Source organism: Vibrio sp. D431a, assembly GCF_030248655.1.
Taxonomy (GTDB): domain Bacteria; phylum Pseudomonadota; class Gammaproteobacteria; order Enterobacterales; family Vibrionaceae; genus Vibrio; species Vibrio alginolyticus.
This window is the reverse complement of the sequence record NZ_JAHGAP010000024.1, coordinates 135,731-154,272: the sequence shown is the minus strand read 5'-3', so window position 1 is coordinate 154,272 and position 18,542 is coordinate 135,731. Positions and strand designations below refer to the sequence as shown.

The 18,542-nt window shown below is 43.1% G+C and carries 13 protein-coding genes; 6 read left to right on the top strand and 7 right to left on the bottom strand.

Translation table 11 applies throughout. The features are described 5' to 3' along the window. Positions 1 to 100 precede the first annotated feature (100 nt). On the bottom strand, positions 101 to 670 hold the full coding sequence (locus KJB35_RS19715; protein ID WP_005390018.1) for an SPOR domain-containing protein: 570 nt from the start codon (positions 668 to 670) through the stop codon (positions 101 to 103). A gap of 235 nt (positions 671 to 905) precedes the next feature. On the opposite strand from KJB35_RS19715, the gene KJB35_RS19710 reads away from it, so the two are divergent. Next, positions 906 to 3,554 (top strand): bifunctional acetate--CoA ligase family protein/GNAT family N-acetyltransferase, encoded by a 2,649-nt coding sequence (locus tag KJB35_RS19710; RefSeq protein WP_161441563.1) that lies wholly within the window; start codon positions 906 to 908, stop codon positions 3,552 to 3,554. Positions 3,555 to 3,602: 48 nt separating this feature from the next. On the opposite strand, the gene KJB35_RS19705 is transcribed toward KJB35_RS19710, so the two are convergent. After that, positions 3,603 to 4,490: a LysR family transcriptional regulator gene (locus KJB35_RS19705; RefSeq protein ID WP_017634152.1), complete on the bottom strand. Its 888-nt coding sequence runs from the start codon at positions 4,488 to 4,490 to the stop codon at positions 3,603 to 3,605. A 231-nt stretch (positions 4,491 to 4,721) separates the two neighbouring features. On the opposite strand from KJB35_RS19705, the gene KJB35_RS19700 reads away from it, so the two are divergent. After that, entirely contained in the window at positions 4,722 to 6,860 is a 2,139-nt protein-coding gene (locus tag KJB35_RS19700) for a TonB-dependent hemoglobin/transferrin/lactoferrin family receptor (protein WP_238843171.1), read from the top strand. Between the two features lie 335 nt (positions 6,861 to 7,195). Here KJB35_RS19700 and galE read toward each other — a convergent pair whose 3' ends face one another. Further along, positions 7,196 to 8,212, bottom strand: coding sequence for a UDP-glucose 4-epimerase GalE (galE, locus tag KJB35_RS19695; protein ID WP_005376309.1), 1,017 nt, complete (start codon positions 8,210 to 8,212; stop codon positions 7,196 to 7,198). Between the two features lie 54 nt (positions 8,213 to 8,266). Continuing rightward, on the bottom strand, positions 8,267 to 10,225 hold the full coding sequence (locus tag KJB35_RS19690; RefSeq protein WP_025767774.1) for a diguanylate cyclase domain-containing protein: 1,959 nt from the start codon (positions 10,223 to 10,225) through the stop codon (positions 8,267 to 8,269). 319 nt (positions 10,226 to 10,544) lie between these two features. On the opposite strand from KJB35_RS19690, the gene KJB35_RS19685 reads away from it, so the two are divergent. From KJB35_RS19685 to KJB35_RS19675, 3 genes are read left to right on the top strand one after another with little or no spacing between them, the layout of a single operon-like run. Beyond that, the gene (locus KJB35_RS19685; RefSeq protein ID WP_285356539.1) at positions 10,545 to 11,300 is read left to right on the top strand and encodes a 5-oxoprolinase subunit PxpA; all 756 of its coding nucleotides are present in this window, start codon (positions 10,545 to 10,547) and stop codon (positions 11,298 to 11,300) included. Beyond that, complete coding sequence (locus KJB35_RS19680) at positions 11,300 to 11,983, top strand: allophanate hydrolase subunit 1 (RefSeq protein ID WP_064369254.1); 684 nt, start codon at positions 11,300 to 11,302, stop codon at positions 11,981 to 11,983. The genes KJB35_RS19685 and KJB35_RS19680 overlap by 1 nt, the downstream gene beginning before the upstream one ends. Continuing rightward, positions 11,980 to 12,915, top strand: coding sequence for a biotin-dependent carboxyltransferase family protein (locus KJB35_RS19675; RefSeq protein WP_085569034.1), 936 nt, complete (start codon positions 11,980 to 11,982; stop codon positions 12,913 to 12,915). The genes KJB35_RS19680 and KJB35_RS19675 overlap by 4 nt, the downstream gene beginning before the upstream one ends. Before the next feature lie 28 nt (positions 12,916 to 12,943). Here the strand turns inward: KJB35_RS19675 and KJB35_RS19670 are convergent, their stop codons facing one another. The 3 genes from KJB35_RS19670 to KJB35_RS19660 form a co-directional block, all read right to left on the bottom strand. Further along, a complete protein-coding gene (locus tag KJB35_RS19670; RefSeq protein ID WP_213907671.1) occupies positions 12,944 to 14,383 on the bottom strand; it encodes an FAD-dependent oxidoreductase in 1,440 nt (479 codons plus the stop codon). A gap of 352 nt (positions 14,384 to 14,735) precedes the next feature. Then, on the bottom strand, positions 14,736 to 17,192 hold the full coding sequence (locus KJB35_RS19665; RefSeq protein WP_053303614.1) for an ABC transporter permease: 2,457 nt from the start codon (positions 17,190 to 17,192) through the stop codon (positions 14,736 to 14,738). Then, positions 17,192 to 17,884, bottom strand: a complete 693-nt coding sequence (locus KJB35_RS19660) for an ABC transporter ATP-binding protein (RefSeq protein WP_005376323.1) — start codon at positions 17,882 to 17,884, stop codon at positions 17,192 to 17,194. The genes KJB35_RS19665 and KJB35_RS19660 overlap by 1 nt, the downstream gene beginning before the upstream one ends. Here KJB35_RS19660 and tesA point away from each other — a divergent pair. Next, positions 17,883 to 18,485 (top strand): multifunctional acyl-CoA thioesterase I/protease I/lysophospholipase L1, encoded by a 603-nt coding sequence (gene tesA, locus KJB35_RS19655; RefSeq protein ID WP_005376324.1) that lies wholly within the window; start codon positions 17,883 to 17,885, stop codon positions 18,483 to 18,485. The genes KJB35_RS19660 and tesA overlap by 2 nt on opposite strands. The last annotated feature ends 57 nt before the right edge of the window (positions 18,486 to 18,542 follow it).

Genomic DNA, 18,542 nt, shown 5'->3' with positions numbered 1-18,542 from the left:
CTTTGAAGTGTGACGTACAGTAATTTTAATGTGAGGAATGTTGTTCGAATAGGATTTGAGCAAATAAATAAGGGAGCTATTCGCTCCCTTATTTGATGTGTTAATTTAATTTGTTAAGCGTTGGGTAAGCTGAGTTTTTGATTGCATCAATGCTTTTAACAAATGGTCTTAACTGCTGAAATTGAGCTGGCAAAGTCGAAATCGCTTGCTTGGCTTCTGCGCTTGTTGCGTAGTCTCCGTATAAAACTGAGAACCACTTAGTACCGTTTACAACTTTGTAGTTTTCCCAAATTGGCTGACCGTTCTGTGGCAGCTTATTTGCAAACTGATCGACTTTAGCTTGGCTACCCACAGCTGCGACTTGAATGGTATAGCCGAATCGTTGAATGCCAGCTTGCTTTTTACTTGGTGGTACGATCTTAACTGGCTTCGCCTGCTCTTTTGGCGTTAGCTTGACTACTTTCTTTTCTTCAGGCTTTGCCGTCATTTTCACAACAGTTGGTTGTACGTCTTTTTCTACTACAGCGTTTTCAGACGCCATAATTGGTTTAGAGATACGATCTGATTTGTAGTCCTCTCGGTAACTTTCTGAGGTCACATCCGTGATGTAAGTTTCAGATGCACAAGCAGAAAGCAGAACTGACAAGCCGATGATTGCGATTTTTTTCATGAAGTAACAAATGCTCTGGATAAATATTACGATAAATCATGCCGATAGCAGGGCCGTTTATCAAGCATCAAATACAATAATCTGTGATTTTGATGTGATGAATAACACAAACTCCATAAGCATCGTACACATTTTCTGCAATGTCTGGTCTGAAGATGTTTTATCAGTAAATTATTCGTTATGATTGATATGAAACCGAGAAGCCAACGTGACTTACAAACGGCCAGGAGTCAGCATGAATAAACTACATAAACTCTTTAAACCCAACTCTGTGGCCGTTATTGGGGCATCTCAAAAAGCATTGCGAGCAGGACATGTTGTGATGCGCAACCTTCTACAAAGTGGATTTGGTGGCGCGATTATGCCAGTAACGCCGCGATATAAAGCCGTATCTGGCGTGATCGCTTACCCTGATGTAGCTTCCCTGCCCTATACGCCAGATATTGCAATTTTGTGTACGAACGTTTCACGTAACGAGCAATTGCTTAAAGAGCTAGATGAGAGAGGCACACCGTTTGCGATTGTTATCTCTGATGACCCTAATCCTTTAGATATCTCATCATTGAACATTCGAGTCTTAGGCCCAAACAGCTTAGGTATCATCCTTCCTTGGCACAATTTTAACTGCACGTTTTCCCCTGTTGCAGCTAAACCCGGAAAAATTGCTTTCATCTCACAATCCGCGGCGGTTTGTACCACGGTTTTAGACTGGGCAAATGATAAGAACATTGGTTTTTCTTCGTTCATTTCGATTGGGCGCGGACAAGATATCGATTTTGCAGATTTGCTCGACTATTTGAGTATGGATGGAAACACTGAAGCTATTCTGCTTTATGTTGATAATATCCAAGACGCTCGCCGATTTATGTCTGCTGCGCGCGCCGCTTCACGTAACCGACGTATATTGGTGCTAAAAGCGGGCCGATCTAAAGAGATGAATACTTTTGAGCAGCAAGACGGAGATACACTTGACGTAATTTACGATTCTGCTATTCGCAGAACTGGTATGTTACGAGTCAGCAATACGCATGAGCTTTTTGCCGCGGTAGAAACACTCACGCATTCTGTGCCACTTCGTGGAGAGCGTTTAGCGATCATCACCAATGGCGGCGGCCCTGCTGTTATGTCCGTTGATACTTTGATTGAACGTGGTGGCCAACTCGCAACGCTTGATGACGCTTCCATTGAGCAATTACAAGCAGTACTTCCATCCAACTGGCGTGCTCGAAATCCAATTGATCTGTCTGGTGACGCAACCCAAAAACGCTATATTGATACCATTAACGCACTGATGAATAACGACTGTGCAGATGCGATATTGATTATGCATAGTCCTTCTGCTGTTTCTGATCCTCTTGAAACTGCTCAAGTCGTTATTAATGCCATCAAATCTCACCCTCGGCATAAGCATTTTAATATCTTGACCAACTGGTCAGGAGAACAAACGTCGAGAGAAGCGCGACTGGCCTTTACTCAAGCAGGCATTCCAACCTATAGAACACCTGAAAGTGCGGTTGTAGCATACATGCACTTGGTCGAATACAGACGAAACCAGAAACAACTAATGGAAACGCCAACGACGGCAGAGCCATTACATTCTGGAAGTGTGAGTTCAGCAAAAGAATGGGTAAACGAACGACTACTGGATAAAAACACAGTCACCTTGGATACGCATCAAACCAGCCCATTATTTAAGCTGTTCGGGTTTAACGTTTTGCCTACGTGGATTGCATCTGACGACATTGAAGCCGTTCATATGGCAGAAAATATTGGATATCCTGTTGCGGTTAAATTGCGTTCTCCAGACATTCCTCATAAATCGGATGTTCACGGTGTTGCTCTAAATTTAAGAAACAGTCGAGAAGTTTCCAACGCAGCGCTATCCATTTTAGATACCGTAAAGCTCAGTTACCCTTCCGCCAATGTACATGGGCTGTTAGTACAAGGGATGGCAAAGCTCGGCAGCGCTGAAGAGCTACGGATTAGTATTGCAGTAGATAAAGTCTTTGGACCAGTGATCTTGCTTGGTCAAGGCGGCTCTGAGTGGAATATCGCCCAAGATGCCGTCGCTGCACTTCCTCCTTTGAACATGACGCTTGCGCGCTACCTTGTCGTTGTTGCCCTAAAGTCTGGAAAGATTCGCCTGCAGAAACACAAAGATGCGCTCGATATTACTGAGTTGTCGAAGTTCTTGGTTCGTATCTCCCAAATGGCAGTTGAGTTACCAGAAATACAAAAACTGGATATCCATCCAGTACTAGTGTCCGGAAGCGATTTAACTATCCTTGATGCAGATGTCACACTGTGTAAGTACGAAGGAGACGCCCAAAAACGGCTAGCGATTCGCCCTTTCCCGGCAGAGTTTGTCGAAACGGTGACGCTTCGAGATGGCCAACCTATCCTGCTCCGTCCTATCTTGCCAGAGGATGAGCCGCTGCATGCTCAATTCATTAATAGCGTATCGAAAGAAGATCTCTATAAGCGTTTCTTTTCTGAAGTTGGAGAGTTCAACCATGAGGCTTTGGCAAACTTTACTCAAATCGACTACGACCGCGAAATGGCGTTTGTTGCGGTAGCGTTTAATACTGACGGACCGTCTATCATAGGGGTAGCCCGCGCATTGATTACACCAGACAATAGTGACGCTGAGTTTGCTATTTTGGTTCGTTCAGATTTGAAAGGAAAAGGTTTAGGCAAAGTGCTGATGCAGAAAATAATCAGCTATTGCAAAGTTAAAGGCACAAAGCAAATGTCTGGAATGACCATGCCAACAAACAGAGGGATGTTGATGTTGGCTCAGAACTTGGGGTTTGAGATCGATGTCCAGTTTGCAGACGGTACGGCAGATATGGTGCTCCCTTTAAATCGAAAAGCGCAGCATTAGTCTTACATTCGGTAATCAATGGGAATCTAAGAAGTAAAAGTTACGTTGTTACTTTAGTTTCCAATTCTTTTTTAAGTACTGAATACACCAGGATTTTGCTTCACCCATAGTGTTCCGGCGCCATGCCAAAATAATATCCATCGGCTGTTCTTCAGTGCCTTCGATTCGTTTCAATACACCACTATCAATAAGAGGTTGTGCAATTTGGCTTGGTAATGTACCAATACCTAAACCTGCAGTGAGCGCTTCTACTTTTGCCGTAAAGTTGGTGACGGTCAAGCGAGGCTGTTTTTGAATGATATTAATTGAGAGCGCTGGTTGCTCACGTGCGGTATCTGCAATAGCAATAATCCGATACTTTTCTCGCGCTGCTTCATCAAACTTACCACTACGCTTGTGAACATAGTGATCAGCGGAAGCTACCCAATACATACTCATTTTACCAATTTTTTCTGACTTAACTTCTTGAGGAAGCGTATCCAGTGATGGGCAAATCAGTAAATCAGCTCTCCCCGTATTCAACGACTCCCAGCTACCAGCCAGAATCTCCTCTTGCAGCCTGACTCGAGTTGAGCTGACCTCGGCCAGCGCATCAACCATCGGGAAAAAATTGGATATAGGAATAATGCCATCAAAGGCAATGGTAATATCCAGTTCCCAACCATTCGCCAATAACGTTGCATCGTTCACTAACTTTTCACTGGCTTGTAAAATGGCTCTTCCTCTTTCAAGAATAAGCTTACCTGCTTCAGTAAAATGGGCTTTGTGACCAGAGCGATCGAAGATAATAATGTCTAAATCTTGCTCGAGTTTCTGGATTTGATAGCTCAGCGATGACGGGGCTCTGTCTAACTCATTCGCAGCAGCAGCAAAACTCCCTCTTCGATCAATAGCATCTAGAATATGGAGTGCTTCTAACGTAATTGGACTCTGCACATGGCCTCTCTTAATGTGACATTTATCACATTCGTTGTATTTGGATGAACTTATCAAGAACTAACGACAAATTATATAACATATTGATAACTAAAGACTAGGAATGCTAATAGCCTAAGAAGAAGATTCAATACAAATCAATAAATGACAATGGTAATGATAGTAATTACCATTTAGATCCATTAATATCCGCGTGTTGTTACCTATTATGGATCTAAGGTATTGAAGCCAATGTATAAAAAATCAATTTTGTCAGCCTCCATTTTAGTTGCCCTTTCCCATACTGCTTATGCGGAAGAAGCTTCTAAGTTTGAAGAAGTCGTTGTGTCGGCCACCCGTACCAACCAAACCATAAACACTGTTGCTGCTTCTGTTGCTGTTGTATCAGAGAAAGACATCGAAGAAAACATGGTAAAGGACTTGAATGATCTATTCGAGTATACGCCAGGTGTTACTGTTAATGGCACTCAACGCCAAGGCGTCCAAAGTATTAACATTCGCGGGATGGAAGGTAAACGAGTTAAAATCTTAGTAGACGGTGCATCTCAACCAGGTGTATTCAGCGGTGGACCATATTCGTTTATCAATTCTAGTGCCGTTACTGTCGACCCCGATATGCTAAAGAGTGTCGAAATTGTTAAAGGAGCAGCTTCTAGCCTACATGGTAGTGATGCAATTGGCGGTGTTGTCGCATTCGAAACAAAAGATCCGAAGGATTTCCTCAAAGATGGCAAAGACTTTGGTGGTCAAGCTAAACTCTCTTATTCATCGGAAGATAACTCTTTTAGTGAGCATGTAGCTTTAGCAAAGCGTTTCGGTAGTACAGAAGCACTTGTAGCCTTTACACGCCGTGATGGTGCAGAGCTACAAAATTTCTCTAAGGCGCCTTACGATAACTATTCTGTGGACAACCAAGATTATTACAAAAACGATCTATTGGTAAAACTTCAATCTCAATTGAATGACGCTCATCGCTTGGAGTTTTTGGGAGAAGTTATTTACAACGAGACTGACTCAGAGATCGCACATAAAAGTTACAAAAACTTCAACGCTGAAGACACAACCAAGCAAAATCGCATTGGGCTCAAGCACATTTGGTTTGCAGATGCAGCTATCTCGGATACGATCACGTCCAAGCTTACATGGATTGGTAAAGAAGAAAACGGCGTCTCTAATCGCTTTATCGAAGCTAGCCCTGGTTACCCACCTTACGTACCGGCTAGTGGTGACAACCAACAGAAAAAAGATTACGAATATACTGAAGACAAATTTGAATTCGAAACTCAGTTAGATAAAGAGATTCAAAATCACTATATTGTTTACGGAATATCGTACAAACATAGTGACATCAGTAATACCAATCGCGAGTTTAATTCCGATCCTGGCACGCCAGATACTGTTTACGTTTACACACCGGATGCAAAAGAAGAAAGCTTTGGTTTATTCTTGCAAGATGAAATTTCGCTTCTTAATGACAAGCTAATTCTGACTCCAGGTGTGCGTTACGATTACTTCTCTACTAATCCTTCAAATACTTCTGAAGAGTCATTCGAGAAGTTTAGCGACTCTGCATTAACTGGTCGTTTAGGAGCAACTTACTCTATATCGCAACCAGGCACGATCTTCGCGCAAGTGAGCCAAGGGTTCCGAGCGCCATCGTTCGACGAGCTTTACTACACCTACGATAATCCGGCTCATGGCTATACCAACCGCCCTAACCCAAATTTGGGATCTGAAAAGAGTTTGTCTTATGAGCTTGGTTACCGTCATAACACTGCAGCGTCGGCAACTGAAGTAGCGTTCTACTACAGTGATTACAGTGACTTTATTGAGCAAACGTCATCAAACAATGGTGGTTTAACTGAATTCACAAATATCAATATTAGTGAAGCAAACATTAAAGGGGTTGAGCTCTCTAACCGTCTTGATTGGCATGCCATTGCTGGTCTTCCATCAGGCGTGACAACTCGCTTTGTTGCAGCATACACAGAAGGTGAAGATGGTGATGGTAATCCTTTGAACAGTGTAAACCCATGGAATGCCGTAGCTGCTGTAAATTACGATTCACCAAATGCACTTTGGGGGACAAGCCTAAAAGTAAACTACACGGCTAAGAAATCGAACAGTGATATCAACTCTGATGGTGATAAAGGCGGAATCAAAGACCAAGTTGCTTTGCCGTCTGCGACAGTCGTTGACTTAACGGCGTACTACAAACCAATGAAAGATATAACCATTCGTGCTGGTGTTATGAATCTAACGAATGAAGAATACCATCTTTGGAACGATGTTCGCGGTAAGACTGAGTTAAGTCGAGACAAAACGCAAGCTGAGCGTAATTATAACATTAGTGTTAAATACGAGTTCTAAACCTTAAAAACACAAAAGCCAGCGTAATGCTGGCTTTTTTTATGGCTTTCATTTCAAAAATGTAAAGAAAAGTATGAAAAATGAAAGTTTACTGTTTTGCCATCTCTTTTTTCACCATTACTGCTGCTGCAATGATGAAAGTGATGATCAGACCGAGTTCCATGAACTACCCCAATAGCTATGAGAAAATTTATAACCCAAATTAAGAGTCGGGCATAGTTTAACAGCTCTATATATACTTGCTACCTTTTAACCAGTAATTTACGATTTTTTCCGATTTGGATCAAAAAAGACGCAATCACGCGCCTTTTTGTTACTATTATGTAAATTAAAGATTAGGCATCTGGATAACCTTGAGGGTTAGTAGACTGCCAGCGCCATGTATCGCCAGTCATTTCTTCTAGAGTGCGAGTTGCTTTCCAACCTAACTCATTCATCGCTTTTGATGGATCCGCCCAACACTCTGCAATATCACCTGGACGACGCTCAACAAGTTGGTATGGGACATCTTTACCACTTGCGGCTTCAAATGCTTTCACCATGTCCAGTACACTGTAGCCGTTACCAGTACCGAGGTTATAGATATGAAGGCCAGCTTTGCTACCTACTTTTTCTAATGCAGCAACGTGACCATCAGATAAGTCCATTACATGAATATAATCACGTACGCCTGTGCCATCTTTGGTCGGATAATCACTACCAAACACAGAAAGGAACTCTCTGCGCCCTACCGCAACTTGAGAAACAAACGGCATTAAGTTGTTTGGAATACCTTGAGGATCTTCACCTAGCTCGCCTGTTGGATGTGAACCTACCGGGTTAAAGTAACGAAGAAGTGTAATGCTCCAGTCAGGGTTCGCATTTTGGAAGTCGGTTAAACACTCTTCTACCATTAATTTGCTGCGCCCATATGGGTTAGTTGCGCTAGTTGGAAAGTCCTCTGTGATGGGTACAGATGCAGGATCACCATATACAGTCGCTGATGAACTAAATACCAACGATTTAACTCCGGCTTCACGCATTGCATCAACCAATACTAAAGTGCCATTAACGTTGTTGTCGTAATACTCTAAAGGTTTTGCTACAGACTCACCGACGGCCTTTAAACCTGCAAAATGGATAACAGCTTCAATATTGTGCGACTTTAGTGCTTCTACCATCGCCAATTTATCTCTGATATCGGCTTTAATGAAGGTTGGCTTTACACCACATACCTTTTCAATTCGATCTAATACCGTAGATTTACTGTTGTACAGGTTGTCTAGAATCACTGGCGTCATGCCAGCTTCGATCATTTGAATACACGTATGACTACCGATATAGCCCATACCACCCGTAACGAGTACTTTCATTTTATTATTCCTTCTGACGCGAATTGAGTTAGTTTAAAGCTTTGACGTTACGATTTAAACTGTCTCTTGTAATTCGCATCCCATTAATATTGCTTGGCCTTTTCCGGCTTTCTTTGCTTGATACATTGCCGTATCCGCACTTTTTAAAACTCGAGTAGCATCGCGCTCATTTACGCCGACTAATTTTACGCCGATACTAACGCCAACTTTGAGTAAGTGACCTTTGTACTCAATTGGAGCACATATGCTCTCGAGCAACTGTTCTGCTATTCGGGTGACCACTTTTTGATTGGCGGGATTTACCAACATGACAAATTCATCACCAGAAAGTCTTGCGATTAAATCACTATGTCTCGTCGCAGATGTTAGACGCTCGGAAACTTTTTTCAAAACTTCATCACCTGCATCATGACCGTAGGTATCGTTAACTTCTTTAAATCCATCCAGATCGAGGTACAAAACTGCAAATTCGTCACGCAAGTATCCAGAGCGTTGTACTAGTTGTTCCAACTCTAAATGGAACTTAGATCGATTGGCTAACCCCGTTAAAGCATCGTGATGAGCTAAATGCTCCAATCGTTCCATCTCTTTTGCGCCGGAAAGGTCGGTAAGAACAATAACCAGATCATAGAAACCATAGTCTTCACACTTAACGATACGATTGACTCGAGCAAACATCGGTACAAACTGACCAATATGGTTCTTCTCGATAACTTCACCTTGCCAAACGCCATAATTTTCTATCGACTCGATGATACTAGGCATCATTTCCTGTAACTTGCGCCACTTTAGCGTTTGGATGAATGATTTCCCAATAAGCTGATCCACCTCTAAGCCGACTAACTTAGTGACGGCAGGGTTTGCCATCGTAATGACACCGCGATGATTAAGAACAATGAGACCATCTTGGCTGCTTTCAAAAACACGCCCCGCAACACGTTGCCGGTTTATGGCTTCTTCAATTTCGGTGATATCTTGAATCGAAAACAGTAAGTATTCATGTGTCGAGAGGCGACGACTGGTTAGGCTCAACTGCTGTTCGTTATCTGCATTTTTGAGGTGAATATCATCGCACTCTAGGCCTCGACTCAGGATCTGACTCAGCTCATTCGGTGTTTTGGTTTTAATTAGATCACGAATATTGGCATATTTAAGTTCATCTAATTTTTTTTGAAATATTTGCTGGGTCGCCGTATTACAATGAATAACACGTCCGGAATTGTCGGTAATAACTAATGCATGCTGAACAGATTCGATAACCTCTTCTGAAAATGCGCGCTTTTGTTCTAGTGTGTCTAGCGAATGTTGCCGCTGCTTCTCACGTACTGTTAACCTATTCATCATTTGATTGAAAGAGCGCGCGAGGTCTCCAATTTCATCCTTGGCGTAATAGCGAGCTTGATTTTCCGTGTTTCGTCCGTGTGTCACATTCTCTATTACGCGGTTGAGTTCCATCACGGGCCTGAGAACAAGCCTCTCGATACTTATGTAAAAAACAGTGCCACCAGCGATCAGAAACAGAAGAAGTAAAGCGCCATCTTGAAGTAAAGATTGTATGGCTTCTACAATTGGGCGATGAGAAAGCGTAACTCTCATGCTACCAATGACATAGCCATCATGGATAATCGGCTCTAGAACATAAAGAAATTTGGTTGATAAGGCATAGCCTAGAGCGTGCAACCTACTTCTTTCGGTTTGACTTGGAACGGGTGCCAGTGCCCCACTTATCTCCATAACAGCGAATGGTTGGTCATCTTGGTCATAAAGTTTGACCCGAGTTACATTTGGCTGGTTTAAAAAGTTGGCGAGAATAGTTTGAGCTTTTTGCTTGTCCTTTGTCGTCAGCGCATCTTTAATTGAGAAAGAAACGTTGTTAATCAACTTTCTTGTCTGCTCGACCAGTTCATGCTTAGACGATTGGTATACAGTATACGAGGTGTAACCTTTTGAGATAACAAAGATAGCCGTTAAAAAGACCAGAAGAGGCCAAATAAGCTTCGCTCGTAATGACATATATATTCCTGTCGCAGACAACCACAAAAATGACAGAAGAACCATTATGCAATCTATCACCCATGAAGGGCGACAAGATTAACACGATGCTAATGCAAAATAACCTTAAATTCTCAAAAATTGGATGGAAAAGAAACGAAATACCTTAAAATTCGGATCAACTCAAATAACGGCAACATCTTTATGGACTAACGTGATCTTTTTCGCCAGCTATCTGCTCAAAAAGCTTCGTTTTCATGATAGAAGAATGAAGTGAGTCACTGAACCTAGATGCATTTTCCTGCATCGTAAACCCATTGCTTGTGTAGAAATAAAACGTATGACATTGAATAAACAGCAACTTACATTGAACTGTGATATGGGCGAGAGCTTTGGCTCTTGGAGTATGGGCGCAGATGAAGACGTGATGCCCCATGTTGATATGGCGAACATCGCGTGTGGTTTTCATGCCTCCGACCCTAATGTCATGCACGACACCATCACCCTAGCGAATGACAACGATGTTGATATTGGCGCACACCCAGGTTACGCCGACCTACAAGGCTTTGGCAGACGAAGCATAAGCATGACGGGTGATGAAATTACGAACATGGTTATATATCAGGTTGGTGCGTTACAAGCATTATGCCGGGCGCAATACACAGACATCAGTTACATAAAGCCTCATGGCGCTCTATACAACGACATGATGAAAAGTGATGCGATATTTAGAGCGGTAGTTAAGGCGGCAGCACTGTTCAAAGTACCGTTAATGATCCTAGCTTCACAGGAAAACGAAAAATACTTAGAAATCGCAGACGATTATGATGTTCCCTTGCTATTTGAAGCATTTGCAGATCGTTTGTACCAAGATGACGGCTTACTGACTCCTAGAACACAGCCCAATGCCGTGTTAAAAAGCGAGCACGCGATATTTGAGCAAGTCCGGACCTTAGCTGACTCTGGGCGTGTCAAAACCGCTTCAGGCGGTTACATATTATTGGAAGCCGACACAATTTGTGTTCATGGTGACAATGAAGAGTCGATCGCGCTGATCCAAAAGATCCGCCAAAGCCTATACGCTGGAGGAAATTAATGCATAAAGAGAAATTTAATATCTCTTTGATCTCCGAGTGCAGTATTTTCATTAAGTTTGATGAGAGTATTTCTGAAAATGCAGTAGGAGAGCTTGCTCGCAGCATAAGAGAAACTTTCGCTTCAATTGTTATGAACGTTGTCCCCTCCTATCAAACTATTCTCATTGATTACTTACCTTTTCGAATCAACGAAAAGAACTTAGCCAATGAGCTGCAACAAATCGTGAGCCAGTTTGATACTCAATCACTTAAGCTTTCCCAGCCAAATCACATTACTATCCCTGTATATTACTCTGAAGAAACCGCGTTAGATCTATCTCGTTTTAAAATGCGAGGTCTGTCATTAGACGATCTTATTACCCTGCATACGAAAACCGAGTACGCGGTTTCTGCAATTGGCTTTGCTCCAGGCTTTGCATTTCTCTCGGACGTTGATACTCAATTGCACATGGCAAGGCTTGCCACACCAAGAACTCAAGTGCCGGCCGGAAGTGTAGGAATCGCAGACTCTAAAACGGCCGTCTATCCATCAGATAGTCCTGGCGGATGGAACATTATTGGTAAAAGCCCGCTTGCGCTCTTCTCCGACTCTCCTCCTTTTATACCGTTTGAAGTGGGTGACAAGGTCACCTTTAATGCTATTTCAAAACAAGAGTTTATCGATTTAGGAGGCGTACTATGAGTTACGGTGGATTACTGGTGGAAAAGCCAGGACCGCTCTCTTTAGTTCAAGACTTTGGTCGTTTTGGCTTAGCGCATGTCGGTGTGACTCAAGGTGGCCCGGTCGACGACTATGCTTACAGTTGGGCCAACCATTTGCTTGGTAACGTAGTCAATTGCGTTGCGATTGAAATTACTCTGGGTAACGCTTGTTTTATTGCATTGCATAACTGCCACCTTGCTATATGTGGCGGTGATTTAAATGCAAAAATAGATGGTGAACCTATTTCAAATTGGTCTGACTTTACGTTGAAAAAAGGACAGAAGCTTCAGTTCGGAGTCGCAAGGAATGGACTTCGCTCCTACCTAGCGGTTAAAGGTGGATTCAATGTTGCTCAGCACTTAGGAAGCGCATCGACCGTCTTGCGAGAATCTCTAGGTGGTTATGATTCAAATGGTGGCGCTTTGAAAGCTGGTGATATTCTTCCCTTTGTCCCTCATAACTTACCGAAACGTAAACCAAGGCAAATGACGTTTCGCTTTAAGCCAGATTACAACTTACCCATTAAGCTGAGAGTGATTGAAGGCTATCAGAACGAGGACTTTGATGAAGACGCTCGCCAAGCATTTTATAACAAAGCATTCATCATCTCCCCCAATTCGAATCGCATGGGCTACCGTCTTGAGGGCAATAACATTCGTCCACCTTACGAAGGCGTACTATCAGAGGGAATTGCGTTAGGTTCAATTCAAATACCTAGCGATGGTAACCCTATTGTGCTGCTCAACGATCACCAGACTATTGGCGGGTATCCTAAATTTGGCTGCGTAGCTCGTATTGACTTACCTAGACTGGCACAGGCGAAACCCGGACAAAAAGTCAATTTTGTGAAAGGAGATAGACTAGGCTTGCAAGAAGTATGGTGCCAATGGGCTCAGTTTTTTGGGTATTAATACAACCACTGAGCCCAAACACAGCCGATTATGCAGGCATACCATAACGCACTGCTAAAGCTTGTGGATAGCCTCGCTCTTGAGTGAGTTTAATCGCGTACTGCTCGATCTCTTGTTCAGACCACTTTACAGCGACCGGATGCTGTGTTTCCACATTTTGGTTAGGATCGATGTCAAACCAGAATTGAAGCATTTTTTGCGCTGCGAGTAGTGTCGATGACGCTTTTACCACCTCTATTCTCGCGTAGTGGTTATCTTCAAAAGTCACATCTGCCGCTCTGAGTACTGGATCTGTTCCGGGAATTTGCTGAGCGCCAAATAATGCTTTTCCTCCTTTTACAGCGGAGTGATAGTCGGGAATAAACTGCGCCATGTGTTTGATGGCGTTGTTCGTTCGCTCTTCTAACACTTCTTCTCTCCAGCCGTTACGGATCTTCGAGAGTAAAGGCATAGGCAGTTCAGGTTGAGCAGATGAGTTCGTGCTCTCCACTAAACCATCTTCAAACAGCGTGATTCCTTTTGTCATACCATGAAGTTGAAAGTAACCATCGCCATAAGGCGTCAATTGAGCCATTCCTTTATCGGTTCCACGCGGGCCATGAAAAATAACTTCTGGCCATTGTTGTTGACAGTCTGCCCACCTCGTAACGTAAGCGGCTTTAAACTCCACCAACCTGTCACGCTTGGCACCAACTGTGTTGTCAATTGAACCTGTTTCAAAGCCACACGCGTTAACCAAGTAGTCGCATGTCATAAGGTAATCGATACCTTCACGTTCATAGCCAAGTTGCCAGTGTTCCCCCATCCAATCGGCTTGCTTGAACGTTGCTTGTGTGAAGACTGAAGCATTAGGAAGCGTATCTAGTGTTAAGTTGGCAATTGCAGCGAGGCGAAAAACACTCCAACCATATTCTTGAACTGCGACAACCGGATACTTTAGCGCTTCAAGATCAGCATGTTGAGCAAAAGGAATGCACCACTCATCGAAGTTTGTAGGATGACTTGGTTGAGTACGTTGCGCGAGAGCTTCTAGCTCCGCTTTTGAATACAGTTTGTAGTATTCGCTTGGCTCGCCGAGCACTTTATTACTCTCATCTTTATCAACGAGCGTCTGATAAGCACTTTTCACAACCTCTAATCGCGGAATTAGTGTGGATGGGTCTCCACCATCGGAATGAGGAACCGCGATGATTGTCGGACGAATATTCAGTGAAAGCGGATACAGGCGAACAGTATCAATAGATTGTGCTAACAAGTCTAAGCATTGTTGCTCGGAAATCTCTCGATATAAATTACCACCAGCATGCAAATGACAAATGGGTGGACCATTTACTAGTGATACGCCCTTCTCTATTACGGAAACTTTAAAACCCAGCTCCGCAAAATGAATTGCTGCTGTTGCACCTGCTACACCGCCACCAACAACAGCGATATGCTTATCTTTATAACTTGGAAACTCAGACTTCATTGCTTCACTAAAAATTTTATAAGGAAAATTCTTTACTAACGGTGAATTCTACTCGTGTTTGGACTTGATTAAAATCACAAAAAGTTCATGGGTTTGCGAAATATCCAACAGCGCCTGTAAAGTGCATTAAAGTAGAAAAAATTTGCGAAAAAGTACTTGACGACATGGTTAAGAAGACACTTTTTTGTGTCTATGTGAATAAGAATTTCACTGTAAGACCCATGGCGCAAAGCCTGCAGAAACACCCCACTTTTTACCCCATTTAGTTATCCCAAAAGTTATCCACTGTTTTTGTGGATAACTAAAATAAAAGTGTCATGGAGTGTTCCAAACTTGATAACACTCGCTGCGATTAAGTGTTTACTGGCGTTAACAATCTTTTCAACAAACTCATCACTACAAGTGCCAACGTAACAAATGTTGCAAGCGGTAAAGCTATCCACAATTCGGGGTGAATTTGTGCATTGAGATCGAATCCATATGTCATGACTGCGGCCACACAAACTTCCGCAGCGAATACCGCAACACCACTAGCAATCAACGCCATAATTCCGTACTCGGCCCACAGGGTTGTGTTGATCCGTTTCTTACTTGAACCTAATGTGCGATACAAACGAATCTCTTGTTGGCGTTGGGACAAGCTTAACCTCAGTAGCGTAAAGATGAGCAGCAGACCAGCAACAACGCCTAAAAGAGCAAGGATGGTGATTGCTGATACGATTTGCTGAATCAAAGCCTGAATTTTCTCGCCCATAGTTCGGATATCTAAAACAGAGACCGTTGGGTGAGCACGTGACATTGACGTCAACAACGCTTCATTTCCTTCTTCAATCCTATAACTGATGAGGTAAGAACCAGGTAAATTAGCCATCACGTCAGATGAGAAAATAAAATAAAAGTTAGGCTTCATGTCACGCCATTCGACATAACGGATGGTATCTACTACTGCATCGTAATTCTGACTGTTTATTACAAAGCGCAGCGTATCACCGAGTTTGATGCCTAAGTCATTTGCTACATCCGCTTCTACAGATACACTCCCTTTGTTTGTCCATTCACCCGAAAGCACATCATTATATTCTGGTAGGGTATCTCCCCATGTCAGGTTTAGCTCTCGACGTATCGCGTCAGAACCTTCTCCTTCGTAATCAATCTCTTTGACGTTTTGACCGTTAATCTCTGTTAGTCGTCCACGAATTATTGGATAAGCTTGTGACCGCGTAACTCCATTTTTATCTAGGGTTTCTAGGTAGTTATCGAGCTCATAATCACCAATGTTCAAAGCGAACACATTTGGCGCGTCTGCAGGTAAGGTTCTCTCCCAATCCGCGAGAATATCGCTGCGCACAAGCCAAATGATAGACAGCAACATCAAAGATAATGCCAAAGCACCAAACTGTAGGCCGCTGGTTACTGGCGTCCGGTTGATACGACTCAACGCAAGCTTCATTGCAGGATGGGTTGACACACGTGCAAACAGCTTTGTGAGTATGACGCTAACTGCTGCGAGTACCACAAACAGTACCGCTATACCAGTGAGCACGATCCAAACTAAGGTGTTATCTGCATACAGTAAAAGCAATGGAACAACGGGAACTAGAACAAGTAACATTCGCTTCCAAGAACGTTGCGCTTTACCCTGCTGTAGCACTTCTAACGCGGGAGTTTTAATCAAGCCTAACAATGGTATACCGAGAGCAGGCACCGTAATCAAGACTGCTGAGATAAATGCCACCAAAAATGGTGTGACACCGTAACCAGGGAGTGGATCGGGTAATAAGTCTTTGAGTGGAATGCGTAATAAATATTCCAGCCCGCTCCCTAACAATAGACCGACGACACTGGCACTAATGAGAAGGATTGTGACTTGAATAAATAACCACTTTTCAATCCATCGGCGACTCGCACCAAGACTTTTCAACATCGCGATAGTTTGTGTCCGGCTGTTCACGTAATTTTGACAAGTAAGAACCAATGTTGTCGCTGCCATAATGATGACAATCGCTACGGTCAACGACAGATACTGCGTCGTGCGTTCAAAAACCTCATTACTACGACTGGCAGTATCTTGCGTGCGCCAGCGATCGCTCGGAGAAAGCTGCGTATCATCTTGTAAGCTCTTTAGTGTTTTATCATCGGCTTGTAAAAACAGACGGTATTGAACTCGGCTCCCAACTTGAATTGCTCCTGTTTTATCTACGTCACTTTGATGAATGTATGCAGAAGGCATTTGCTGAAATGGATTAAAGCTCAAGCCAGGTTCCATCAATACTGCGCCTGATACAGTAAACTCGGCATCGCCTATCGTGACGCTGTCACCTGAGTTTACGTTTAGTTGAGTCATAATCCGCTCATCAAGCCAGAGTTGGTTCTCTTTAACGCGACCGGCCGGATTATTTTCAAGAACGAGCTCTCCCATTAAAGGGTAATTATCATCCACCGCCCTTACAGAAATAAGCTGCATACCATTATCGCTAAATGCCATAGTGGCAAATCGCGTCATCATCGAACGTTCAAGGTTTTCAGTCGAGGTTAACAACGTGTCCGGAATGGGATTAGCAGACACAAACACCGCATCTGCCGTTAATGCATCCTTCCCCTGCTTGACGATCACCTGCTCCATTCGTTCTGCTAATGCAGAAAGCGCAAAGATACTCGCAATCACGAGAATAAGAGCAACGCTAATAGGCCAAAGATTCCCCTGCCTTATTTCGCCGAAACTCCAACGTATCAAACTTTTATTCGACGAGTGCTGTGTTGTACTGTTTTGCTCTGTGGATGTTGCTTCACTTGATGATACTGCAGACATTATATCTCCTCCTTAAGCTCACCCGCCTCCATACGATAGATACGGTCACATCGGCTTGCTAGATGACCATCGTGTGTTACTAAAATCAGAGTTGTCCCGTGCTGTTCATTAAGATCGAATAGCAGCTCAATCACTTTGTCTGCGGTTTGATGGTCAAGATTGCCGGTAGGCTCGTCTGCGAACAACAGCTCAGGCTGTGTCATAAATGCACGCGCTAGCGCAACTCGCTGTTGTTCACCACCAGATAACTGGCTTGGTAAATGGTCGACACGTTTTTCCAATCCAACAGCAGCTAATAATTCCGCTGCTCTTGCTTCATCTTCGGCTTCACCACGTAAAAGACAAGGAAGCGTGACATTACGTAATGCACTCAAACTCGGGATTAACAAGAAACTTTGGAAAACGAAACCTAAAGAGTCAGCCCGAATTTTCGCACGTGCTTCATCGTCCAGTTTTGATAATTCATGACCTAATAAAGTAATTTCGCCTGATGTCGGCGTATCAAGACCAGCTAGCAACGTCATCAATGTTGACTTACCTGCACCGGAAGTTCCGACGATGGCGATTTTTTCTCCTTTTCGGATGTCAACATTTACGTCTTTGAGGATTGTTAATTGTTCTTGATTAGTAGAGACTTGTTTAGAAACCAAATTGGCTTGAACAATAGGTGCATTAAGTACAGGTGTTTGCATGATTCGTATACTTTCCTTAGTTCTATTTTTTTGTTTTTCCGCTACTGCACATGCGAGCGAAAAACTACTTGTCTTGGGTGATAGCTTGAGTGCAGGCTATCAGATGCCGATCGAAGAGAGTTGGCCTAGCTTACTCCCTGATGCGTTGTCAGAACATGGTCAAGATGTAACAGTTATTAATGCCAGCATTTCTGGCGATACCACTGGCAATGGCTTAGCACGGTTACCTCAGTTGCTAACTCAGCATAGCCCTGACATGGTACTTATTGAGTTAGGTGCCAACGATGGCCTAAGAGGTTTCCCTCCTAAACTTATTACGTCGAATCTTTCAAAAATGATTACCATGATAAAAGATTCTGGTGCGGACGTTGTCATGATGCAAATTCGGGTTCCGCCTAATTATGGTAAGCGCTATAGCGATATGTTTTACGATATCTACCCTAAGCTTGCACAGCATCAACAAGTTGCCTTGATGCCATTCTTCTTAGAGCATGTTGTCACCAAACCAGAATGGATGATGGATGATGGCCTTCACCCAAAACCAGATGCACAACCTTGGATCGCTGATTTCGTTGCTCAAGAATTAATTAAACATCTCTAATTTTAATGGTCTAGCTCAATAAGTTTTACGTAACTTTACGTTAATCTATTTTCAATT